Origin of the sequence: Variovorax sp. KBW07 (genome assembly GCF_003852515.1) — a bacterium.
In the GTDB taxonomy this organism is placed as follows: domain Bacteria; phylum Pseudomonadota; class Gammaproteobacteria; order Burkholderiales; family Burkholderiaceae_C; genus Variovorax.
On the sequence record NZ_QAJK01000100.1, the window covers coordinates 22361 to 46217 of the forward strand.

The window sequence follows — 23857 nt, forward strand, 5'->3', positions numbered from 1 at the left end:
CCCGCCGATGATCGACGGCGCGAGCTATGGCCTGCTGGCAGGCCTGATGGTGTGCGGCCTCGTGCTGCTGCTCGTGTTCGGCACGGCGGTCCACGGCTGGTACGCGCTGGCCTGTGCCTGCGCACTGGCGGCCTTCGCCGGGCTGAACGGCTTCGCGCAGAACGCGCTGCCCTCGTCCTCCCCCGCCGTGCCCGGCGCGTCCTCCGCACTCACCGCGCTCGCAGCCCATTGGCCGGCGGTGGCGCTGGTCCTGTGGACGGCCTGCCGGCTGCAGTTCGGCCGGCAGTTGCTGCGGCTGAAAGATTTCGCGCCCCGGCTCGACCGCATCGCGCAGGCCACGCTGGTCGTGTTTGCGATTGCCACGCTCTACGCCGCCATCGAAACGGAGCGCCTGTGGACGCTGCGCGTGGTGCAGGCGCTGGTGGTGGCGTCCACGGTGGTCCTTGCGGCGGGCGCGGTGACGGTGCTGCGCCGCCTTCCTTGGCCGGCGACGTTGTTGCTGGCCGGCGCGGCGCTGCTGCTCGCCGGCATCTCGGCCACGCCGATGTCGATCTGGCTCGATGCGGCCTGGGTGCCGCGCCGGATCAACTTCGCGCAGGCCGCGGTGGTCGCTGAACTGGTGGTGTTCATCGCCGCCATCGGCGTGCGGCTGCGGACCGAAAGAGCCCTCGAAGTTCGCACGCAGCAGAAGGTCGAAGACCTGGGCACCGACGCGCTCACCGGCGCCACCAGCCGCGCCGGCTTCGAGAGCCGTGGCCGCGACTGGCTGCGCGAAGGCCGGCCGTTCTCGCTGATGCTGGCGGACCTGAACGGCTTCCGGCGCGTGAACGAACGGCACGGACGCGCGGGCGGCGACGCGGTGCTGGCCGCCATGGCCCGGCGCCTGCGACAGCAGGTGCGCGCGGACGACATGGTGGCGCGGCTCGGCGGCGACGAGTTCGCGATCCTGCTGGTCGGCACGCCGGCGCGGCAGAAGCTCGCGGAGATGGCCATACGCATGCTGACCGCCGCAGCCCGGCCGGTCGAGCACGATGGCCGGCTGCTCGCGGGAGGCGAGTTGAACTTCGGCATTGCCAGCCACCCGGTAGACGGCGAGACGCTCGAGAACATCATGCAGGCGGCCGAGCGCGCGCTGCGACATTGCGAGCAGCAGCGCATGGGCCCGGCCTATGCGTTCGCCGGCGAGTTGCACGAGTGAGTGAATGAATTTTTCGTACCTGCCGCCACCCGGTGCGCAGTGCATCATTCAGGCATGAGATTTCACTCTTTCATGCCGCTCTATTCCGCCTCGTTTCCGGCCTCGTTTTTCGCCTCATCCGCCAGCGCCCGGCCGTCGAGTTTCTGACGGGTCGGGCTTTCACATCCGGCATTTATTCTCGCAAGCGAACATGGCGTTCGGACCTGCGCGGACGAGGCGCGCCGCGCGTACCGCGGCCCCTTGATCCGCTCGCCACATTCGCCACATGCAGCGCCCACGGGCGCGTCGTCGATTTCACAGGAGGACGTTTTTTCCATGCGCCGTTTTGAACTGATCGAAGGAACCGCCAGCAAATTCTGGGAAGTGGAACAGGCAGAGGCCGAGCTCAACATCCGCTGGGGCCGCATCGGCACCGCGGGCCAGAGCCAGACCAAGTCTTTCGCCGACGCCACCAAGGCCGCGGCGCAACTGACCAAGCTTGTCGCCGAAAAAACCGGCAAGGGATATGCCGAAGTCGGCGTGGCCGCCACGGCCGCCATCGGCAAGACCGAAGCCAAACCGAAGGCCGAAGCCGCCGCTGAAAAAACGACCGCGCCGGCAGCTGCGAAATCCAAGCCCACGGCCGAGGCTGGTGCCTCCGCGCAAGAAGCCGAAACGGCCGCGACCACCACCACCGAAAGCATCGACAGCCAGGCCGACCGCGTGTTCGAAGCGGTGCGCGCGCAAATGGAAGCAGGCCAGCTGACGAGCAAGGACACGGTGTCGCCCGGCACGCTCAAGCGCCAGCATGGCGTGGGCGAGCAAGGCGCGGCGCTGGCATTCAAGCGGCTCAAGGCGCAAGGCCTGCTGGACGGCTGGGGCACCAGTTGCACACCCGCCAAGGACGCGCAGGCGATTGCAAGGGAACTCGGTGCGGCCGCACCCGCTGCTTCAGCGGAAGCACCCGCCTCGTCCGGCGCCGCCGCACCCGTGAGCGCCGACACGCCGCCCTGGCTGGCCGCCGGCACGCCCGTACGGCTCTCGCCCGAGATGGTGCGGCAGGCCTTCTCTTCGCGCCGCTTTCCGCCCAAGCCGTTTGCTCACACGAGCGTGGCCGCCACCTGGTCGCTGGTGCGCCGCCAGCTCGAACCCAAGGTCGACATCGGCAACAGCGACGCGGCAATGCAGCCCGCCGTGCAACGCATGCTCGACCGCGTGGCACTGCCCGAGCCCGCCGCCGATGCCGAGTCGGACACCGTGCTGCTTGCGCTGGCGCTGAGTACCGGCGGCCACTACGGCGAGAACGAACCCGGCGAGGCCGTGGCGAACTACCTGGTGGCGCAATACGGGCTGGCGGGCGCCATCGACATCCTGCTGTCGGCGCAGCAGATCCAGGTCCAGACCGACTACGACCGGCAGGCGCAGGTGCGCCGCAGCAGCTTCGGCCGCGCGGTGAGCCGTGCCCTGGGCGGCAACAGCTACTACGGCCCGCTGGGACAGGGCGACCAGGCGCTGCGTGCGCACCTGGCCGCCGCCGGACCCGAGGCCTGGCAGGCCTGCCGCGACACCATCGAAGCCGCGTTGCCCGGCGTGCACCCCAGCCGCAGGCCCACGCTGGCCATGCTGTTGCCCGACGCGCCCGAAATCTCGAATGCGCTGGTGCATGCGCTCGCCGCCGAAAAGGACACACCCGAAACCATGCACTGGCTGCTGCTGACGGCCACCGACCCGGCCGCCATCGCGCTGGCCGCCAAGGTCAAGCTCAGCTATTCCAGCGGCTTCTGGGGCGACAGCCACATGACCAGCACGCTGGTGCAGGAGCGCGGCACCGAGGCCGTGCCCGTGCTGGAACGCGGCGCCGCCACCGACGACGCGGGCGACGCCCTGGCCTGCATCGGCACGCCCGAGGCGGTGCAGGCGCTGGCCCGCGTGGCGAGCAACTCGAAGGCCGCGCTGGCGCGCCTTGCGCTTTCGGTCGACCGCTGGCCGGCGGCGGCCATCGCGGCACTGTCGCGGCTGGTGGCGGCTGGCGGCAAGGACGCCAACCTGGTCACGCCCAGCCTCACGCGCCTGCTGCGCGCGCACGCGGCCCTGCTGCCCGCGCTGCGCCCCTGGCTCGACGCCGGCGCACAGGCCGCCATCGACCGGCAGCTCGCGCTGCTGTCGGGCCCCGCCGAAGTGGCCGACATCGGCGAACTGCCGTCCGTGCTGGCTGCGCCGCCGTGGCTTGCGAAGGTGCAGAAAAAAACCGCTGCCGCGCTGGTGCTGGAGCCGCTCGCGCTGCCCCCCGTGGAGCGGTGGAACGAAGGCGAGCGCGAGAACGAACTGCGCCTGAACTCGTGGGAAGTGAGCCGCCATGCCGCGGCGCGCCAGAGCGTGTCGGTGCTGCTCCAGGAACTGGGATTCGACAAGAAAAAGCAGAAAGAACACGGCGTGCCCGGCAAGGCCGCCGAAGCCGCCATTCGCGACGGCGACGCCGAGGCGCTGATCGCCGCCTGGCGGGCCATGGTGGCCGAGCGCAAGAAGGAGCGCTACAACTGGTTCAGCTTCACTTCGAGCTTCGTGACGCTGCTGCCGGCCGCCATCGGCGTGCCGTTCTGGAACGCGATTGCCGGCGAATCCGAGAGCGACGACATCGGCATGGTGCTCGCCACGCACGGCCTGGCCGTGATGCCGGGCCTGAGCGCGATGGTGCGTTTCAAGCCCTCGGAGAACCTGCCCTACGCGCTGAACTACGGCGCGTCCGAGCTGGCCATGCCGGCGGCGCGCGCCTTCACCAAGCTCAAGACCTTGCGCGCCATCGGCCGCGAATGGCTGCTGAAGTACCCCGAGCACAGCGCCTGCGGGCTGATTGCGCCGGCGCTCGGCAAGGCCGGCGAAGCGCGCGACAGCGCGGGCTCCGCGCTGCGCCTGCTGCAGGCCAACGGCCACGAGGCGCTGCTGCTCGAAGTGGCGGCCCGCTACGACCGGCCCGAGGTGGTGCAGGCGCTGCGCGCGGTGCTCGACGAAAGCCCGCTCGACCGCTTTCCCACCAAGCTCCCCAAGCTGCCCGAGTTCTGGCAGCCGCGCGGCTGGCGCCGCCCGACGCTGGCCAACGGCAAGGCGCTGCCCGACGCAGCGCTCGACCATCTCGGCCAGATGCTGACTTTCCCGACCAACGAAGGCATCTATGGCGGCCTTGCGCTGGTCAAGGAAGCCTGCGACGCCGACTCGCTGGCCGAGTTCGCGTGGGACGCGTTCAGCGCCTGGCTCGAAGCCAGCGGCCCGAGCAAGGAAGGTTGGGCACTCACCTCGCTCGGCCTGTTCGGCAACGACGACACCGCGCGCAAGCTCACGCCCTTCATTCGCGCCTGGCCCGGCGAGGCCGCGCATGCGCGCGCCGTGACGGGGCTCGACGTGCTGGCCACCATCGGCAGCGATGTGGCGCTGATGCTGCTCAACGGCATTGCGCAGAAGGTCAAGTTCAAGGGCCTGCAGGACAAGGCCCGCGAGAAGATCGACGCCATCGCCGAAGCGCGCGGCCTCAGCACCGAGGAGCTCGAAGACCGGCTCGCGCCCGACCTGGGCCTGGACGAACACGGCACGATGCTGCTGGACTTCGGCCCGCGCGCCTTCAAGGTCGGCTTCGACGAGGCGCTCAAGCCCTATGTGCGCGAAAGCACCGGCGGCGTCGATGGCGCGCGCCTGCCCGACCTGCCCAAGCCCAAGAAGACCGACGACGCCGAACTGGGCAAGGAAGCGGTCGAGCGCTTCAAGCTGCTCAAGAAAGACGTGCGCACCATCGCCAGCCAGCAACTGCTGCGCCTGGAGGTGGCCATGTGCGCGCGCCGGCGCTGGACGCCCGAGGTGTTCCGCCTGTTCCTGGTCGAGCATCCGCTGGTGCGCCACATCGTGCAGCGGCTGATCTGGGGCGTGTATGCGGTGGAAGGCGGCGGCAGCTACGGCGGCACGCTGCAGGCGTGTTTCCGCGTGGCGGAAGACGGCAGCTACACCACGGCCGAGGACGACGCCTTCGAGCTGCCCGAGGGAGAGAACATCCGCATCGGCGTGCCGCATGCGCTCGACCTGTCGGCCGCCGATGCCGCGGCCTTCGGCCAGGTGTTCGCCGACTACGAACTGCTGCAGCCCTTTGCGCAGATCGGCCGCGACATCTACACGCTCACCGACGAAGAAAAGAAGAGCCTGAAGCTCGAGCGCTGGAAAGACGTCAAGGTGCCCACGGGCCGCGTGCTGGGCCTGGCCAACAAGGGCTGGCGCCGCGGCCAGGCACAGGATGCCGGCTGCATCTGGTACTTCAGCAAGCCGCTGGGCACGAACCGCGTGATCGAGCTGAGCCTGGACCCCGGCATCATCGTCGGCATGGTGGACGAATACCCCGAGCAGACGCTGGGCCAGGTGCAGGTCGGCAAGCCTTCGGGCTGGGGCGACATGCGCGATGCCGAGGCGCTGCACCTGCTCGACCCGATCTCCGCAAGCGAACTGATCCGCGACATGGAAGGCCTGCGGGCATGAATGCCGCCGTCGCGCGGCTGCGCCCCTGGCTGCTGGCCGCGGGGCTGCTCGCGGCCATGGCGCTCGCAACCGCCCGCACCGCGGCGCCCGAGGTACCGCCGCAGGTCGACACCGTGGCCACCGGCGGCGAATGGCGCTCGGCCCGCGACAGCGGCGTGCTGCGCATCGTGATCGTCCACCAGGGCTTCGAACACGTGCACTCACGGCTGTGGATCGAGTGGCTCGCGGTCGGCGAACGCGGCGCGCCGCGGCGGGTGGCGCGCGTGCTCGTGAAGGAACTCTCGAACGGCATGAACGTGATCGACACCGGCGGCCGGGGCGAGACCTTCCAGGACGGGCGCATCCGGCTGCGCGCCACCCACACCTATTCGCACGAGCGCTCGGACATCACCATCGAGACCGGAAAGCCCGGCCAGTACAAGCTCCCCTAGTTTCACCAGCACCCATCATGGCCACATCCAGCAAAAGCTCCAAAGACACCGGTGCGCCTTCGCAGCCGCAGACGCAAGCGCAGACACAGCTGCAGCGCCCGCCGGCCGAGATCCAGTACGCCGCCCAGCTGGCGCGCTTGCAGGCGCAGGACAAGGACCCGCGCCCGCCCGGCTGGCTGCTGGGCCTGAAGGCCGCGCGCGCCTTCATCCTGGGCGACGCGTCGCTCGACATCGCGCCCAAGATCGTCGCGCCCGTGGCCAGCATCGAGCGCATGCTGGTCACGCTGGCCACCGGCCGCGGGCTGATGCTGGTGGGCGAGCCGGGCACGGCCAAGTCGATGCTGTCGGAGCTGCTGGCCACGGCCATCTCGGGCATTTCGACACTCACCATCCAGGGCGGTGCCTCGATCACCGAAGACCAGATCAAGTACGGCTGGAACTACGCGCTGCTCATCAACGAAGGACCGAGCCCGCGCGCCATGGTGCCGGCGCCGCTGTACCTCGGCATGCAGAAGGGCCAGGTGGTGCGCTTCGAAGAAATCACGCGGGCGCCGCTCGAGGTGCAGGACTGCCTGCTGGGCATGCTGTCGGACCGCGTGATGGCGGTGCCCGAGCTGTCGGGCGAGCACGGCATGCTCTACGCACGCGAGGGCTTCAACATCATCGCCACCGCCAACACGCGCGACCGCGGCGTGAACGAGATGAGCGCGGCACTGAAGCGCCGCTTCGACTTCGAGACGGTGTTTCCCATTCTCGATTTCGACCGTGAGCTGGCGCTGGTGCAGGAGTCGTCGACGCGGCTGCTGGCGCAGAGCGGCATTCCGAAGACCATTCCCGCGCCGGTGCTGGAGCTGCTGGTGTCGACCTTCCGCGACCTGCGCGGCGCACCGGCCAAGGAAGGCAACAACGGCGGAGGCAATGGCGGCGATGCCGCGATGGACCGGCTCACGGCCGTGATGTCCACCGCCGAAGCGGTGAACGTGGCGCATGCGGTCGGCGTGCGCGCGTGGTTCCTCGAACAGCGCGAAGGCTCGCCGGCCGACCTGGTCGATTGCATCGCCGGCACGGTGGTGAAGGACAACGCCGACGACCGCGCCAAGCTGCGCCGCTACTTCGAGCAGAAGGCGGCCAAGCGCAACGGCCCGCACTGGCGCGCGTACTACGAAGCACGGCACCGGCTGCCCTGAGCGCCGGGCACGCGGCAATGCAGGAACCTCACATCGTCGGTGTGCGCCACCACAGCCCGGCCTGCGCGCGGCTGGTGGCCGAACGCATCCGCACGCTGCGCCCGGCGCACGTGCTCATCGAAGGGCCGGCCGACTTCAACGCGCGGCTGGCCGAGCTGTACCTGCCGCACCAGTTGCCGGTGGCCATCTACAGCTACCTCTCTGGCGACCAGACGCACCGCGGCTCGTGGTCGCCCTTTGCAGAGCATTCGCCCGAGTGGCAGGCGTTGCAGGTGGCGCGCGAGGTGGGCGCGCAGGTGCGCTTCATCGACCTGCCCGCGTGGCACGACGCCTTCTCGCGCATGGAGAACCGCTATGCCGACGTGGCCGATGCGCAGCATGAAGAACGCGCCGAAGCCTACGAACGCGCGCTGACCGAGAAGCTCTCGGTGCAGGGCCGCGATGCGCTGTGGGACCACCTGTTCGAAGACGGTTGCGATGCGGCCGAACTGGCACAGCGCCTGGCCACCTACTTCGATCACCTGCGCGGCGAAGACCCCGGCTCGCTGGGCAACCAGGCGCGCGAACAGATGATGGCGCGGTGGATCGCGTGGGCCATGGCGCAGCCGCCCGAAGCCGGCCGCGCGCAGGCGCTGGTGGTGTGCGGCGGCTACCACGCACCCGCGCTGGCGCGGCTCTGGCGGGGATTGCCGACCGGGTTGCCGGCAACGCCTGAGCCTTCGCACGAGCCTTCCGATGAAGAGGGCCCGAACGGCCAGGCCGCTGCCCCGTTGCGCTTCGGCTCGTACCTGGTGCCCTACACCTTCAAGCGCCTCGATGCCTTCGCAGGCTATGCCTCCGGCATGCCTTCGCCGGCCTACTACCAGTGGGTCTGGGAGCACGGACCCGAGGGCGCCGCGCACCGCGCGCTGCAGCATGTGATGCAGCGGCTGCGCGACAAGAAGCTGCCCGCCTCCACCGCCGACCTGATGGCCGTGCACCTGCGCGCGCAGGGCCTTGCGCGGTTGCGCGGGCACGAGAAGCCGCTGCGCTCCGACTGGCTCGACGCGCTGGCCGGCGCGCTGGTGAAAGACGCGCTCGATGCGCCGCTGCCCTGGACCTACCGCGGCGCGATCCGCCCCGGCACCGACCCCGTGCTGGTACAAGCCATGGACGTGCTGGCCGGCGACACCGTCGGCCGCCTCGCGCCCGGCACGCCGCAACCACCGCTGGTGGCCGCGGTGGCGGCCGAGCTTGCGGCGCACGGCATCGTGCTGCGCGGCCAGCTCAAGCTGGACCTGCTGGCCCCGGCCGACCGCGCGAAGAGCCAGCTGCTGCACAGGCTGTCGGTGTTGCGGTTGCCCGGCGTGCGCCGCACGCAGGGGCCGAAGCTGGCGATGTCGGGCGAACGCACCGAACTCTGGTCGCTGGCCGAGCCGCTGGAACAGCAGGCCGCGCTGATCGAGGCCGGTGCCTGGGGCGCGAGCCTGCACGACGCGGCGCGCGCCCGGCTCGAAGACGACCTGCGGCAGGCGCAGGGCCGCATCGGCCCGCTGGCCGACGGGCTCAACCAGGCCGCATGGGCCGGTCTCTCGGCACTCAGCGATTCGCTGCTGCGCGAGCTGCAGGGCGCCATCGCCAACGAACCGCGCTTCGAGGCACTGGGCCCTGCCCTGTCGGTGCTGCACACGCTGCTGCGCCACGGCCAGATGCTGGGCATGGCCGATGCACCCGTGCTGCGGGTGGTGATCGAAGCGGGCTTCGACCGCGCGCTGTGGCTGCTGGAGCCGCCCGCTACCGTCACGCCTGCCGACATGCAGGCGCACTTGCAGGGGCACCTGGCGTTGCGGCAGATCGTGGCCGACGTGCTGGCCCATGCAGCGGACACGTCGCACGACATGCATGGCGCGCACAACGCACACGTGCCGGGCCTGCTCGACGTGGAGCCCGCGCGTGCGCTCGCCGTGTGGCAGCGCAAGGCGGCCGATGCCAGCGCCGCGCCCGTGAGCCGCGGCGCGGCACTGGGCGCCACGCTGAGCCTTGCGGGCCGCACGGCGAACGCCCACGACCATCCGCACGATCACGATGCGGGCGTGAACGCGGCGATGCAACTGCTGCATTCGCTGCCCGCGCCCGTGCTGGGCGATGCGCTCACCGGCCTTCTCGCGCTGGCCCGCGAAGCGCTGGCGTGCGAGCCGGCCTTCGTGAGCGGCATGGACCGCACCGTGCGGGCGCTGGACAACGCCGACTTCGTGCGCGCCATGCCCAGCCTGCGCGCCGCCTTCGCCTGGCTGCCGCCGCAGGAACGCGGGCTGCTGGCCGAACAGGTGCTGACGCTGCACGACGCCGCGCACCTGTCGCGCCGCGCGCTCACCGCGCCGCATGCCGGCGAGGCCGCGCCGCAAGCGCTGGCCCAGGCACGCATGGTCGAAGACGCCGTGCTCGCGCGCCTCGCGGCCTGGGGCGTCACGCTCGACAACCACGACACCGACACCGAAGATTCCGACGGGAGCGCCCGCCCATGAGCCTGGACATTCCCGATCCGTTGCAACGTTGGCGCCTGCTTCTGGGCGATCCGGCCGAAGCGTCGTGCGGCAGCCTGAGCGCCGAAGCACAGGCCGCCGACGCCGCGCTCGACTGGCTCTACGGCCGCGACGGCGACCGTGCCAGCCGTGGCGAACGCAGCGCGGGCCTCGGCCCCTCGGCGCTGAGCACGCCCGACTGGATCAACACCATCCACACGCTGTTTCCGAAAGAAGTGATCGAGCGGCTGGAGCAGGACGCGGTCGAGCGCTACGGCATCGACGAGGTGGTGACGAATCTCGAAGTGCTGGAGCGCATCGAGCCTTCCGAGTCGCTGCTGCGCGCGGTGCTGCACACCAAGCACCTGATGAATCCGCAGGTGCTGGCCGCCGCGCGCAAGCTGGTGGCCGAGGTGGTGCGCCGCATCATGGAGAAGCTCTCCACCGAAGTGCGGCAGGCCTTCAGCGGCAGCCGCGACCGGCGCCGCCGCTCGCAGATGAAGATCGCGCGCAACTTCGACTTCAAGCAGACGCTGGCCGCCAACCTGCACCGCTACGACCCGGAGCGCCGAAAGCTCTATGTGGAGCGGCCGGTGTTCATCAGCCGCACCCGGCGGCATGCGGAACCGTGGGACATCATCTTGCTGATCGACCAGAGCGGCTCGATGGTCGACTCGGTGATCCACAGCGCCGTGATGGCCGCCTGCCTGTGGCAGCTGCCCGGCATGCGCACGCGGCTGGTGGCCTTCGACACGGCGGTGGTCGACCTGACGTCCGACGTGTCGGATCCGGTCGAGCTGCTCATGAAGGTGCAGCTGGGTGGCGGCACCGACATCGCGAAGGCCGTGGCCTATGCGCAGTCGCTGATCGCCAATCCGCGCAAGAGCATCGTGGTGCTGGTGAGCGACTTCTACGAAGGCGGCAGCGAGCACGAGCTGGTGCGCCGCGTGAAGGCGCTGGTCGAGTCGGGCACCAAGGTGCTCGGGCTGGCTGCGCTCGACGCGCAGGCCGTGCCGGCCTTCGACCGCGCGATGGCCGCGCGGCTGGTGCGCGAAGGCGCGCAGGTCGGCGCCATGACGCCGGGCCAGCTCGCGGGCTGGCTGGCCGAGAAGGTGCAGGCATGAGCGCACCGGCTTCCTCCGGCCTGCGCGCCGACCTGCTCGAGCTGACGCCCGAGGCACTGACCGCGCTGGCCAACGCGGGCTTCGTCAAGCGCGCGCAGAAAGACGTGGCGGCCGGCCTGCTGCCGCGCCTGGAAACGGGCGCCGATGGCGTGGTGCAGGCTCACTTCGACGACGGCGTGCGCACCAGCCTGCCGCCGGGGCGCACGCTGCGCGACGCGCAATGCAGTTGCCCCGCCAGCGGCATGTGCCGGCATCGGGTGATGCTGGTGCTGGCTTACCAGGCGCAGGCGGCTTCCGCGGCGCCCCGGCAAGACGCATCGGCCGGTGCCGAGGCCGAAGCACCCGTGGAGCCATCGGGTGGCGCATGGAGCCCCGCCGAATTCGACGATGCCGCGCTGGCGGCCAGCCTTGCGCCTTCGGTGCTCGAGCAGGCGCACAAGCTCGCCGCGGCGCGGCCCGTGGTGGGCGTGCAGGCCTGGCGCAGTGCCAGTGCGCCGCCGGTGGCGCGCTTGCCGATGTGCAGCGTGCGTTTCTTCTCGCGCAGTTCGCTGGTGCACGCGCGCTGCGACTGCAAGCAGGGCAGCGGCTGCGCGCACGTGGTGATCGCGCTCTGGGCGTTCCGGCAGGCGGGTGCGCTGCTGCCGGGCTCGGGCGAGGTCATGGTCGAAGTCCAATCGCCGGACTCGGCCGCTGCCAGCGCGGGCGGGGGCAACCCATCGCCGCAGCTCATGCAGGGCGAGGCTGCCCGCGCATTGCGTGCGCAGATCGACGCCCTGCTGCTCTCGCTCTGGCTCGACGGATCGAGCCAGCCGCTGATGGCGCTCGCGGCACGCTTCGAGGCGGTGCGCGACCAGGCACGCGCGCTGGCCTGGAACTGGGTCGACGATGCGCTCGACGAGCTCTGGCAGCTGCTGCAGGCACAACAGGCACGCAGCAGCCGCTTCGAGCCCTTGCGGCTGGTGCGCGTGCTGGCCGAGTTGTGGGCGCGGCTGCAGGCGGCTGCGCATGCCGAGCGCCCGCAGGCGCGGCCCGTGCTGCTGGCCAGCCAGATCCTGGGCATCGGCGTGAAGGGCGAGGTCGCGCTCGATCACCTGCGGCTGGTGTCGCTCGGTGCCGAGTTGTGGTCCGATGAAACAGGCGAAGGCGCGAGCATTCTCTTTGCCGACCCCGACACGCAGAACGTGACGGTGCTGGAACGCCAGTGGTCGCGCGCGGCGGATGCCGCCGCCGGTGGCGCCGCGCCGAACCTGCTGGGCCGGCGCGTCGCGGGCTTTCCGCTGCGGCAGCTGGCGAGCGGGCAGGTCATCACCAAGACCGCGACGCGGCGTGCCAACGGGTTGGTCGACATCACGGCCGGCGCGCGCCAGACCGGCGTGCTGCCGCTGTCGCCCAAGTCGTGGGACGACCTCGTCGCGCCGCTGCGGCAAGACAGCGTGGCCGCGCTGGTCGCGCATCTGCGCGAGGCGCCGCCGGACTTCGTACGGCCGCGGCAGGCCGCGAGCGGTGCATCGGCCGGTGCGGCGGGACAGCTGCATGTGGTGGCCTTCGATCGCATGGAAGTGGCGTCTTGCCACTGGGATGCGGCGGCGCAGGTGCTGCATGCGCGGCTGGGGCAGGCTGCGCTGGCCGAGCTTGATGAAGCACGGGAAGCAATCGACGAAAGCGAAAGCGAAAGCGAAAGCGATGGCGATGGCGATGGCGATGGCGATGGCGATGGCGATGGCGATGGCGACAGCGGCGATGCATTGCTGCACCTCGCGCTGCCGCACCGCTCGGCATCGGCGGGCGCCGTCGATGCGCTGGCGCGCGCGCTCTCCGGCGAATGGGGCGCCCTGCGCGCCGTGGCGGGCACCGTGCATCTGCAAGGCGGGCGCGCGGTCATGCAGCCGCTGAGCTTGCTCACGGCACAGCGTGCCGTGGTGCTGCAGGCCGAAGCGGTGGCGCCGCAACCGCTGGGCCTGCGGAGCGATGTCGAAGAAGTGCCGGCACTGAATGCGCTGGCCGGCGACACCCTCGAGCTGCTGGCGCTGTGGCTGCGCCAGGGGCTGCGCCATCAGGGCGGCGGTGCGTTGTCGCGGGCCGAAGCACAAGCGCTGCGCCTGCAACAGGCCGGCCTGGGCCAGGGCGCGAAGCTGCTGGGCGCGGTGCTTGAAAACATGCGCTCCGCGCGGCGCCCGGCGCTGGTGGCGCAACTGGCGATGCTGGGGCTGCTGATGCAAGGCGTCGCGCAATCGGCGCCGCAGCATCCGTGAATCCGTGAGCGCCGCTCAATAAAAAATCCCCGGATTCCTGAAGAATTCCGGGGATTTTTGGCGTCCGCGGTGACCTTGGACTGTGTGATGGTGCCGCTTGTCGGAATCGAACTGACGACCTTCCGCTTACAAGGCGGGTGCTCTACCAATTGAGCTAAAGCGGCGGAATTTTCTCTGCGGGATTCTAGCCGCGCGGCGCGGGCCCACCCGGGGCACCGCGGTTGCCAGCTTGCTGCCGCGCTGCCGTGTTACTTGACGCGCTTGAGCGAAGGCCGCGAACCGCCGCCTGCCGGCGGGCGCGGCGGCTCGTCGACGGGGTCGGTCTGGTGGCTTGCCTCGACCGTCTCGTCGGCGTCCTCGCCCGTCACCAGGTGAACGATCTTGCCTGCATCGCCTTCGGTGCCGCGCGAGGCATCGCGCAGGGGCATGCGCGCCGGGCCCGTGTGCGCTGGCACGGCGGGTGGCGCATCGCCATTGCCGCCGTTGCTGTCCGCCACGGCGGGCGCCGGTGCCGGAAACGCCATGCCCTGCCCGTTCTCACGCGCGTAGATCGCGATCACGCGGCCCACCGGCACGCTGATTTCACGGGCACTGCCCGCAAAACGGGCCTTGAACTCGATGAAATCGTTGCCGAGCTTGAGCGAGCTGGTCGCGTCGAAGCTGATGTTGAGCACGATCTCGCCGTTCTTCACGTATTCGCGCGGCACCTGGACGGTGTCGTCGACCTGCACCGCGACATAAGGCGTGAACCCGTTGTCGGTGCACCATTCGTACAGCGCCCGGATGAGGTACGGGCGGGTGGAGGACGACTCGAGCGCGTTGATCATGAAAGACGGCGAAAAACGATGAAAGCAAGCACGAAGCTTACTTACTTTCGCATGACCTTTTCAGACGGGGTCAGTGCCTCGATGTAGGCCGGACGCGAGAAGATGCGCTCGGCGTACTTCAGCAGCGGCGCCGCATTCTTGCTGAGGTCGATGCCGTAGTAGTCGAGGCGCCAGAGCAGCGGCGCAATGGCCACGTCGAGCATCGAGAAGTTGTCGCCCAGCATGTACTTGTTCTTGAGGAACACCGGTGCCAGCTGCGTGAGGCGGTCGCGAATGTGCGAGCGGGCCTTTTCGAGCGCCTTGTCGTTGCCCTTGGCGGTGCGGTTCTCGAGCGTCGAGACGTGCACGAACAGTTCCTTCTCGAAGTTGAGCAGGAACAGGCGCACGCGGGCGCGGTCGACCGGGTCGCCGGGCATCAGCTGCGGATGCGGGAAGCGCTCGTCGATGTACTCGTTGATGATGTTCGACTCGTACAAAATCAGGTCGCGCTCGACCAGGATGGGCACCTGGCCGTACGGGTTCATCACGCTGATGTCTTCGGGCTTGTTGTAGAGATCGACGTCGCGGATCTCGAAGTCCATGCCCTTTTCGAACAACACGAAGCGGCAGCGGTGGGAAAAGGGGCAGGTCGTTCCTGAATACAAGACCATCATGGCGAGAGACTCCTAAAAATCAAAAAGAGTGGGTCGCGTTGGCAACCCACTCTGTGGGACCGGATGCACAAGGCGCCCGGTCGGCGTGGACGGAACTACTTGACGTCTTTCCAGTACGAGGCGTTCAGTCGCCACACGAAAACCACCGACAAACCAAGGAACAGCAACACCCAGACGCCGATGCGAATGCGCGTGTTCTGCGCAGGCTCGGCCATCCATTGGAGGTAGCTCACCAGGTCGCCCACCGCATTGTCGTACTGCACGGATGTCAGGGTGCCGGGAGTGACTTGCTCCCAGCCCTTGAACACTTCGGTTTCGTGACCGTGCTGGCTGATCTTGGTGTAGACGGGCCGGCGCTCGCCCTGCAGTTCCCACAGGGGGTTCGGCATGGCGACGCTCGGGAACGCGAGGTTGTTCCAGCCGGTGGCCTTGGTGTCGTCGCGGTAATAGGTGCGAAGGTACGTGTAGAGATAGTCGGCGCCGGTGCCGCCATGGCCGGCGCGCGAACGCGCGACCAGCGTCAGGTCGGGCGGCGTGGTGCCGAACCATTCCTTGGCCTGGCGGGCGTCGATGTTGGCCTTCATGGTTTCGCCGACCTTGTCGGTCGTGAACAGAAGGTTGTCCTTGATCTGCTGCTCGGTGATGCCGATGTCCTGCAGGCGGTTGTAGCGCATGAAGGCCGCCGAGTGGCAGTTCAGGCAGTAGTTGACGAACAGCTTGGCGCCGTTCTGCAGCGCCGCCACGTCGTTGGTCTTGGGGTTCGCCTTGTCCCAGGCAATGCCCTCGGACTCGGCGGAGGCCGTGGCCGAGAAGGTCAGGCCCAGCGCCAGACCGAGGACCGCGAGCCAGCCGGAAATTCTTTTCTTCATCGTGTTTCTCTCAAGCTCTTGCACTTCTCGGCGCTTCAGTGGGCGGCGAAGACCACGCGCTCGGGCACGGTCTTGAATTCGCCCTTGCGGCTCCACCAGGGCATCAGCAGGAAGAAGCCGAAGTAGAAGAGCGTGCCGATCTGCGAGATGGTCTGGGCGATGTCGAGGGCGAAGGAGCCGATGACCAGGTTGCCCCAGACGCCAGGCGGCTGGATGCCCAGGTAGCCCAGGATCAGGAAGAAGAAGACGAACACGCCGTACACATACTTGTGCCAGCCCGGACGGTAGCGGATCGACTTGACTTCGCTGTGGTCGAGCCACGGCAGGAAGAACAGGATGATGACCGAGCCGCCCATCACGACCACGCCCCAGAACTTGGCGTCGAAGGCCTTGAGCAGGAAGATGGCCACGGCCGCCACGACGATGATGGCGATCTTCAGCGCGGTGCCCGACTTGCCCTTGACGAAGTTCAGGATGGCAGCCGCGCCGATGATGAGCGCGAACACGTTGACCATGTCGTCGGTGGTCGCGCGCAGCATCGAATAGAACGGTGTGAAGTACCAGACCGGCGCAATGTGGTTCGGCGTCTTCAGCGAGTCGGCCGGAATGAAGTTGTTGTACTCGAGGAAGTACCCACCGGCTTCGGGCGCGAAGAAGATCACGGCCGAGAAGATCGTGAGGAACACCACCACGCCAAAGATGTCGTGCACCGTGTAGTACGGATGCGACGGAATGCCATCGACCGGGTGGCCGTCGGGGCCGCGGTTGGCCTTGATCTCGATGCCGTCGGGGTTGTTGGAACCCACTTCGTGCAGCGCGATCAGGTGGGCCACCACCAGGCCGAGCAGCACCAGCGGCACGGCGATCACGTGGAAGCTGAAGAAGCGGTTCAGCGTGGCGTCGCTCACCACGTAGTCGCCGCGGATCAGCAGGGCCAGGTCAGGACCGATGAACGGAATGGCCGCGAACAGGTTCACGATGACCTGGGCGCCCCAATACGACATCTGGCCCCAGGGCAGCAGGTAGCCCATGAAGGCTTCGGCCATCAGGCACAGGAAGATCGCGCAGCCGAACACCCAGATCAGCTCGCGCGGCTTTCGGTAGCTGCCGTACATGAGGCCGCGGAACATGTGCAGGTACACCACGATGAAGAACGCCGAGGCGCCCGTCGAGTGGATGTAGCGGATCAGCCAGCCCCATGGCACGTCGCGCATGATGTACTCGACCGAGGCGAACGCCTGGGCCGCATCGGGCTTGTAGTGCATCACTAGGAAGATGCCGGTGACGATCTGGATCACCAGGACCAGCATCGCCAGCGAGCCGAAGATGTACCAGAAGTTGAAGTTCTTCGGCGCGTAGTACTTGCCCCACTGGTCGTTCCAGAGCTTGGTCAGCGGGAAGCGGTTGTCGACCCAGTTGAGCAGCTTTGCGCCGGCTGGCGCGTTCGGGGAAATTTCGTGGAATTCAGCCATGTCGTTCTTCTGCCTCAGGCCTTCTTGGAGTCTTCACCGATCAGGAGCTTGGTCTCCGACAGGTACATGTGCGGGGGCACAGGCAGGTTGTCGGGCGCGGGCTTGTTCTTGAAGACACGGCCAGCCAGGTCGAACGTGGAACCATGGCAGGGGCAGAGGAAACCGCCTTCCCAGTCGGCGGGCAGCGAAGGCTGCGGGCCGGACTGCAGGCGGTCGACCGGCGAGCAGCCCAGGTGGGTGCAGATGCCGACCACGACCAGCACTTCGGGCTTGATCGAGCGGTGCTCGTTCTGCGCGTACTTGGGGGTGAATTCGTCCGGGTGACGCTTGGACAGCGGATCGGCCAGCTGGCCGTCGAGCTTGGGGAGTTCAGCGACCTGCTCGGGGGTGCGCTTGAGGATCCAGACCGGCTTGCCGCGCCATTCGACGGTCATTTTCTCGCCGACCTTCAGGGCCGAGATGTCGACTTCAACCGCGGCGCCGGCGGCTTTGGCCTTCTCCGACGGCTGGAATGTGCTCACGAAAGGGATGGCGGTGGCCACGCCGCCCACTACGCCGGCACAGCTGGATGCGATCAACCACGTCCGTTTGCCTGTGTCGATCCGGGGCGAGCCGGAGGTCATGTCACTCATGGGGATCCTCTTTGTCTTCTTCGCTGGAGCAGGGTCAACCCTTGGCTTGAGCAGGGTCAACCCGCGATTGTAGCGGGGCGCTGGGGGAGAATTCAACGGTGGCCGCGTGTCCGGCCCGCGTCCGGGTGGGCGGCAAGGTGCGCCCACGGACCGCGCCCGGCTGGCGACGGTGGCCGTCGCCGTCCGGTCTTCAGTTCAGAAGACCGTGCTGCATCGCCTCGTGAACTGCCTGGGTGCGCGACTTCACGGACAGCTTGCGGTAGATGCTCTTGGCGTGAAACTCGATGGTGTTGACCGACAGGTAGACCGCCTCGGCGATCTGCCGGTTGCTCCAGCCCTGGGCAATCAGGCGCAGCACCTTGAGTTCGCGCGGCGACAGCAGGCCGCGCGGAATCTTCTCGCCGGTGTCCGTACCCATCGCGTTCACCGCGTTCACCGCGTTCACGGCATGCGCGGCATTCACTGCCGGCGCCTGGACGCGAATCGGCTCGATGGTCCGGGTCTTCGCCGATGCGGCAATCGACGAGAGGATGCGCCGCGCAATGCGCGAATCCATCGGCGCACCGCCGCGCTCGATCGAACGCAAGAGATAGGTCAGCTCGATCTCGTCGGCTTCGGTCAGCAGGTAGCCGATGGCGCCGGCGGCAATCGCGGCACTCACCATCTCGGGATCGTCCGCGGCAGACATGCCGATGCTTTCGATGCGCGGATAAGCCTGGCGCACATGCACGAGCAGCGACACGCCGTCGCCGCGCGGCAGGCGCATGTCGACCAGCACAAGGTCGTAAGGCAGCGAGGCCAGCAGGTTGCAGGCTTCGGCGCGGCTGGATGCCACCACGATGCGTCGGCGCGGCGCGAGCTCGGCAAGGATGTGCCGCATGCGTTCGGCCACCGCAATGTCCTCGGCAACGATCAGCGCGGCGTGGAACACACCGCCATACAACTGCGCAGCTGAACTGATCGGCTGCGCAACGGCGCAAGGGATGCTCATGTCCATGACAGCTCTCCCGCAATGGCACGGCGGACCGTGTCCATGTATGCATTGGCAATGCTCAAAAACGAATTGACCACGCGACGCCCCTCTGGCTCTGTTGCTACCCATGGGTAGCTTCGAAATGTTGACTTTCGTTTCAGATACCGCAGGAACGATGCCCGCGCGAAGAAGCGCCGGGCGGCACCCGCGCGCCAATGCGTGTAGTACTTTGATTTCGTTGAAGAAATTGCCAAAAACGGGCTGCAAAACACAGCCCTGAACGGCCCTTCGGAGGGCTGTTTTTGCGTCGTTGTTACGTGCGAATCGGCACGCGCGTTACGTAGCACCGCGCCACACGACACACGCTCGAATTTGCGTGCCGGGACCTCGCCCGATGTTTTGCGCGATGCCCGCGAAGCCGCATGGGCATTGGCTTCGCGAAGGTCTCTTCATTTTTTCGATGACGCATCGAACACCGCATTCAGTTCAAGAACTACGGATACCGGTGATGTTCAGCAAGACACCCCATTCCTAGCATCGGTTGCATTGGGTAACGCAATGAAACCCAACCCTGCTTTCACGCGACGAGGGCGCATGGAAGCCCAGAAGTTGCAACCGATTCATCAAGGAAAAAAGTCCAAATGACTACTGCCAAGCGCGCTTCCACACGCTCTTCAATCAACACGCGTCACGCAGGCATCAGCCGACTGCTTGCATCGGTCCTTGTGGGTGCGGGGTATGTGATGACATTGCCTGTGGTGCATGCACAGGTCTCCATCGGCGGTGTTTCCGTGGTTGTCGATCCGCCGGGCCTTGGCATCCTGAACATCACAAGCAGCAACAGTGGTGTGTTGAACGCCGGAGCCGGCATCACCACCACGACCCTGACCGCCGCTGGTGGCACCATCCAGACGCTGAGCGCCACCACGGTGGATGCGTCCACGGTCAACGCGACCGTCGGCAACATCGGCACTGTCAACGCCAACACCATCACCGCTGCCAACGGCACGATCACCGATCTCGCGACGACCAGCCTGACTGCTGCCAACGGCACCATCCAGACGCTGAGCGCCACCACGGTGGATGCGTCCACGGTCAATGCGACCGTCGGCAACATCGGCACCGTCAACGCCAACACCATCACCGCTGCCAACGGCACGATCACCGATCTCGCAACGACCAGCCTGACTGCTGCCAACGGCACGATCACCAACCTCGCGACCACCAGCCTCACTGCAGCCAGTGGAACGATCACCAACCTTGCAACGACCAGCCTGACCGCTGCCAGCGGCACGATCACCAATCTCGCGACCACCAGTCTCACTGCGGCCAGTGGAACGATCACCAACCTTGCAACGACCAGCCTGACCGCTGCCAACGGCACGATCACCAATCTCGCGACCACCAGTCTCACTGCGGCCAACGGCACCATCAACAACCTCAGCGCGACCAACATCACGACGACCAACCTGTCGGCAGCCAGCGCCACCATCAACGCACTGACCGCCAACACAGTCAGCGCCACGACGGTGAACGCCGGCACGGTGAACGCGAACACGGTCAACGCCACTACCGGCAACTTCCAGACGATCACCGCGGCCAACGGCAACATCACGGTGCTCAACACGCAGACCGGCAACATCACGACGATCAACGCGGTGACGGGCAATGTCACGACGTTGAACGCGGGCACGGTCAACGTCACCGGCAACGTGACGGCGGGCGGCACGATCACGGCAGGCAACGGCATGGTGGCGAACGGACGCGTGCAGAACGTGTCGGCCGGCATTCTGCCGACGGACGCCGCCAACATGCAGCAGTTGAACCAGGTGCGCGCCGAAGCACAGGACGCGCGCAAGACAGGCAGCACAGGCGCATCCATCGCATTGGCGGCCGCCTCCGTGCCAGCGCTCGAAGCCGGCAAGCAGTTCGGCGTGGGCGTGGGCGTGGGCTCCTACGATGGCCGCTCGGCCATCGCAGCCGCCATCAGCTTCCGCCTGAGCGAATCGGCGCAGATCAAGCTGAACGTCGGCACGGGCCAGAGCGGCAAGGTCGGCGGCGGCGTGGGCGCCTCCTGGTCCTGGTAAGCCAGCCGGGCCTGCCCGTGGCGTCGAGGCGCCGCGGGCAGGCCTTCGGATGAAGCAAGCACGAAAGGCCAGCCCCTATACTGGGTGACCGGCCTTTGTCACCTGTGTCAAGGCCGGCGTTCCCGCGGCCGACCTCCTGACCCGTTCACTGCACGGATTCATGAACTCACCTTCACGCGCGCCCGCTGCTGCTGCCTCCACCAGCGATGCCGCCCACCTTCTGGAACAGGGGCTGTCGCTGCACCGCGTGGGCCGGTTCGCGGAAGCCCTGCGGGTCTACGAGGCCTTGCTCTCCCACTTTCCCGAGCATGCCGATGCGCTTCACCTGACCGGCGAAGCCCTGTATCGGCAAGGCCGGCCGAAGCTTGGGCTGAACTACGTGAACCGGGCCATTGCGCAATCGCCGCATCACTTCTATTTCAATACCCGCGCGACGATCTTCATGCACATGGGTTTGCTGGCCGAAGCACATCAAGACCTGCGGCGCGCGCTCAAGGCATTGCCGAACTACCCCGAGGCCTACATCAACCTGTCCGCGGTCTACCGGCAGCAAAAGAAATTCCGGCATGCGCGCGAGGCCGCCGGCGAGGCCACGCGGCTCGCGCCACAAGCGCCCGCGGCATGGAACAACGCTGGAGCCATCGATATGGAGCAGGACCGTTTCGATGAAGCCATCGGGCAGTTCCAGCAGGCGCTGAAGCTCGACCCGACCTATGTGGTCGCGCACAAGAACATCGGCAAGATCCGCGCACACCAGAAAGACTGGGCACAAGCCCTGACATCGCTCGAGCAGGCCCAGACGGAGCCGCCCGACTTCGAGGCCGCCTACCTGCTGGCCCGCGCCCTGCTCGGCTGTGGCCGCAATGAAGACGCCATCGCGCCGATGCAGCGGGCCATGCGCAACGCGTCCGCGGAAGTGCGCGGCAAGGCACTGTCCGACCCGGAAGGCATGGCCGCGCTCTATGGCGTTTGCAGCGCCCTCGAAGGCGTTCTGATGCGCTTCGCCGAGGCGGGCGAGCTGTACAGGCTGGCCCTGGAATCCCTTCCGGAGCACGAGGCGCTGCTGAACAATCTCGGCACGACGAATTTCCGGCTGGGACAGTACGACTCGGCCATCGAAATCCTCAAGAAGACCCTGGTGCTGCATCCGCACCAGGTGCTCGCGCGCTGCAACCTGGGCGTGACCTACATCATGGCCGGCCAGTCGGAAGCGGCCATTGCACAGTTCGAGCAATGCCTGCGCGACGATCCGGATTTCATGTCGGCCATGGTGTGGCTGCTGGGCGAAAAGACGCACATCGCCAACTGGAACGGCGTGCCTGAATTGCGCGCAAGAATCGCGGCGAACCTGGACAACCCGCACAACGCGCAGGGGGTGTCGTCGTTCATCCTGATGTCGAACTACGACGACCCACGGCGGCTGAGGACCTGGACAGAGCGCTCGGCCACGCTGGCCGACAAGACGCTGAACATCAAGCCCTTCGCCGATGCCGGCGCGCGCCGCACCTCGCCGCGCATCCGTGTCGGCTACTACTCGTTCGACTTCCGCAACCACCCGGTCGCCCATCTGACGGCCGAACTGTTCGCCCAGCACGACCGGAAGGACTTCGAAGTCTTCGCCTATTCGTACGGTCCCGACGACGGCCACCCGGCGCGCGCGCGCATCGCCGCGTCGGTCGAGCATTTCATCGACATGCACGGCCAGTCGATCCGGCAGATGGCCGAGCGCATCCGCGAGGACGACATCGACATCCTGATCGACCTCTCGGGCGACACGCGCGGCGCCAAGCCGCAGGTCATGGCCTACCACGCGGCCCCCGCGCAACTGATGTGGCTGGGCTACATGGGCACCAGCGGTACGCCGAGCTACGACTACCTGGTGTCCGACAACTTCCTCTCGCCACCGGGCACGGAAGACTGCTACACCGAGAAGCTGCTGCGCCTGCCCGAGACCTTCCAGGTGATCGACACGAAGCGGCCCGTCAATCCGCACAAGGCCACGCGCGCCGGGCACGGTTTGCCGGAAGACGCGTTCGTGCTGTGCAACTTCTCGCAGTCTTTCAAGATCCAGCCGGAAACCTTCGATGCCTGGGTGCGCATCGTGCAGGGCATTCCGAGCTCGGTGCTGTGGCTGGCACAAGGGCCGAACGGCTTCGAAAAGAACCTGCGCGCGCATTGGGAAAAGGCGGGCCTGCCAGCCGAACGGCTGATCGTTTCGCCGCGCATGCCGGTCGACCAGCACCTGGCACGCATCGGCCTGGCCGACCTGTTCATCGACACCTTCCCCTACAGCAGCGGCGCCACCGCGAACGACGTGCTGTGGTCCGGCGTGCCGCTGCTCGCGCTCTCGGGCTCGACGATGGTGTCGCGCATGGCCGGCAGCCTGCTGGGTGCCATCGGCCTGCCCGAACTGGTGGCCACGAACCATGCGCAATACGTGCAGAAGGCCATTCACTACGCCACGCATCCCGACGAACTGGCCGCGCTGCGCGCACGGCTCGCTGCCGCCAAGGAAGCGCGCCGCGGCTACTTCGACACGCCGCGCCTCGTGCGGCACCTGGAAGACGGCTTCAGGCAAATCGCCGCGCGCAGCCGTGAAGGGTTGCCGCCCGAGCACGTGAGCGTGGCACCGCGCCCACTGGAGAAGTGAGCAATCGCGGGCATACTCAGGCCTCCTTCAACAGCAGAGCTCCAGCAGCCTTTTGAATCATGAGCATCCTCAGTGAATTCAAGGAATTTGCCGTCAAGGGCAACGTGATCGACCTTGCGGTCGGCGTGATCATCGGTGCCGCGTTCGGCAAGATCGTCGACTCGCTCGTGGCCGACATCATCATGCCGCTGGTGGGCGTGGTGTTCGGCAGGCTCGACTTCTCGAACCTCTACGTGGTGCTGGGCACCGCACCGGCCGGCGTGGCCAACACGCTGGCAGACCTCAAGAAGGCCGGCGTTCCGGTGCTGGCCTATGGCAACTTCATCACCATCGCGGTCAACTTCGTGATCCTTGCCTTCATCATCTTCATGATGGTCAAGCAGATCAACAGGCTGCGGAAAACGGAAGCCGACGCGCCCGCCGCTCCGGCCGCCACGCCGGAAGACATCACGCTCCTGCGCGAAATCCGCGACAGCCTGAAGCGCCCCTCCTGAGCGAGCGGCCCGGCCT

At 67.6% G+C, this 23857-nt stretch carries 16 protein-coding genes and 1 tRNA gene; 10 read left to right on the top strand and 7 right to left on the bottom strand.

The annotated features are described in order from the left end of the window. Positions 1-7: 7 nt before the first annotated feature. The 7 genes from DBV14_RS20095 to DBV14_RS20125 all read left to right on the top strand — a co-directional run bounded on the left by DBV14_RS20095 (position 8) and on the right by DBV14_RS20125 (position 13184). Positions 8-1198, top strand: a complete 1191-nt coding sequence (locus DBV14_RS20095) for a diguanylate cyclase (RefSeq protein ID WP_185546072.1) — start codon at positions 8-10, stop codon at positions 1196-1198. Positions 1199-1513: 315 nt separating this feature from the next. Continuing rightward, the gene (locus DBV14_RS20100) at positions 1514-5689 is read left to right on the top strand and encodes a DUF4132 domain-containing protein (RefSeq protein ID WP_124461352.1); all 4176 of its coding nucleotides are present in this window, start codon (positions 1514-1516) and stop codon (positions 5687-5689) included. Beyond that, positions 5686-6120: a hypothetical protein gene (locus DBV14_RS20105; RefSeq protein WP_124461354.1), complete on the top strand. Its 435-nt coding sequence runs from the start codon at positions 5686-5688 to the stop codon at positions 6118-6120. The genes DBV14_RS20100 and DBV14_RS20105 overlap by 4 nt, the downstream gene beginning before the upstream one ends. 17 nt (positions 6121-6137) lie before the next feature. Beyond that, the gene (locus tag DBV14_RS20110) at positions 6138-7307 is read left to right on the top strand and encodes an AAA family ATPase (RefSeq protein WP_260397143.1); all 1170 of its coding nucleotides are present in this window, start codon (positions 6138-6140) and stop codon (positions 7305-7307) included. A gap of 17 nt (positions 7308-7324) precedes the next feature. Then, positions 7325-9811, top strand: a complete 2487-nt coding sequence (locus DBV14_RS20115; protein WP_124461356.1) for a DUF5682 family protein — start codon at positions 7325-7327, stop codon at positions 9809-9811. Continuing rightward, positions 9808-10932, top strand: a complete 1125-nt coding sequence (locus tag DBV14_RS20120; protein WP_124461358.1) for a VWA domain-containing protein — start codon at positions 9808-9810, stop codon at positions 10930-10932. The genes DBV14_RS20115 and DBV14_RS20120 overlap by 4 nt, the downstream gene beginning before the upstream one ends. Then, positions 10929-13184, top strand: coding sequence for an SWIM zinc finger family protein (locus DBV14_RS20125; protein WP_124461360.1), 2256 nt, complete (start codon positions 10929-10931; stop codon positions 13182-13184). The genes DBV14_RS20120 and DBV14_RS20125 overlap by 4 nt, the downstream gene beginning before the upstream one ends. Positions 13185-13272: 88 nt before the next feature. On the opposite strand, the gene DBV14_RS20130 is transcribed toward DBV14_RS20125, so the two are convergent. From DBV14_RS20130 to DBV14_RS20160, 7 genes are all read right to left on the bottom strand, one after another. Continuing rightward, positions 13273-13348 (bottom strand) — tRNA-Thr (locus DBV14_RS20130). Between the two features lie 84 nt (positions 13349-13432). Next, entirely contained in the window at positions 13433-14011 is a 579-nt protein-coding gene (locus tag DBV14_RS20135; RefSeq protein ID WP_124461362.1) for a ClpXP protease specificity-enhancing factor, read from the bottom strand. 41 nt (positions 14012-14052) lie between these two features. Beyond that, positions 14053-14664 carry a glutathione S-transferase N-terminal domain-containing protein gene (locus tag DBV14_RS20140; protein WP_081266420.1) on the bottom strand — a complete coding sequence of 204 codons (612 nt, stop codon included), beginning with the start codon at positions 14662-14664 and terminating at the stop codon, positions 14053-14055. A 95-nt stretch (positions 14665-14759) separates the two neighbouring features. Then, positions 14760-15533, bottom strand: coding sequence for a cytochrome c1 (locus DBV14_RS20145; protein ID WP_124461364.1), 774 nt, complete (start codon positions 15531-15533; stop codon positions 14760-14762). 35 nt (positions 15534-15568) lie between these two features. Next, the gene (locus DBV14_RS20150; protein WP_124461366.1) at positions 15569-17005 is read right to left on the bottom strand and encodes a cytochrome bc complex cytochrome b subunit; all 1437 of its coding nucleotides are present in this window, start codon (positions 17003-17005) and stop codon (positions 15569-15571) included. A 14-nt stretch (positions 17006-17019) separates the two neighbouring features. Beyond that, complete coding sequence (gene petA / locus DBV14_RS20155) at positions 17020-17637, bottom strand: ubiquinol-cytochrome c reductase iron-sulfur subunit (protein WP_124461369.1); 618 nt, start codon at positions 17635-17637, stop codon at positions 17020-17022. 190 nt (positions 17638-17827) lie between these two features. Beyond that, entirely contained in the window at positions 17828-18634 is an 807-nt protein-coding gene (locus DBV14_RS20160) for a response regulator transcription factor (protein ID WP_311732851.1), read from the bottom strand. A 719-nt stretch (positions 18635-19353) separates the two neighbouring features. On the opposite strand from DBV14_RS20160, the gene DBV14_RS20165 reads away from it, so the two are divergent. The 3 genes from DBV14_RS20165 to mscL all read left to right on the top strand — a co-directional run bounded on the left by DBV14_RS20165 (position 19354) and on the right by mscL (position 23841). Beyond that, on the top strand, positions 19354-20697 hold the full coding sequence (locus tag DBV14_RS20165; RefSeq protein WP_260397144.1) for a YadA family autotransporter adhesin: 1344 nt from the start codon (positions 19354-19356) through the stop codon (positions 20695-20697). A gap of 160 nt (positions 20698-20857) precedes the next feature. Then, entirely contained in the window at positions 20858-23347 is a 2490-nt protein-coding gene (locus DBV14_RS20170) for a tetratricopeptide repeat protein (RefSeq protein WP_124461373.1), read from the top strand. 59 nt (positions 23348-23406) lie between these two features. Then, positions 23407-23841, top strand: coding sequence for a large conductance mechanosensitive channel protein MscL (mscL, locus tag DBV14_RS20175; protein ID WP_124461375.1), 435 nt, complete (start codon positions 23407-23409; stop codon positions 23839-23841). Positions 23842-23857 lie beyond the last annotated feature (16 nt).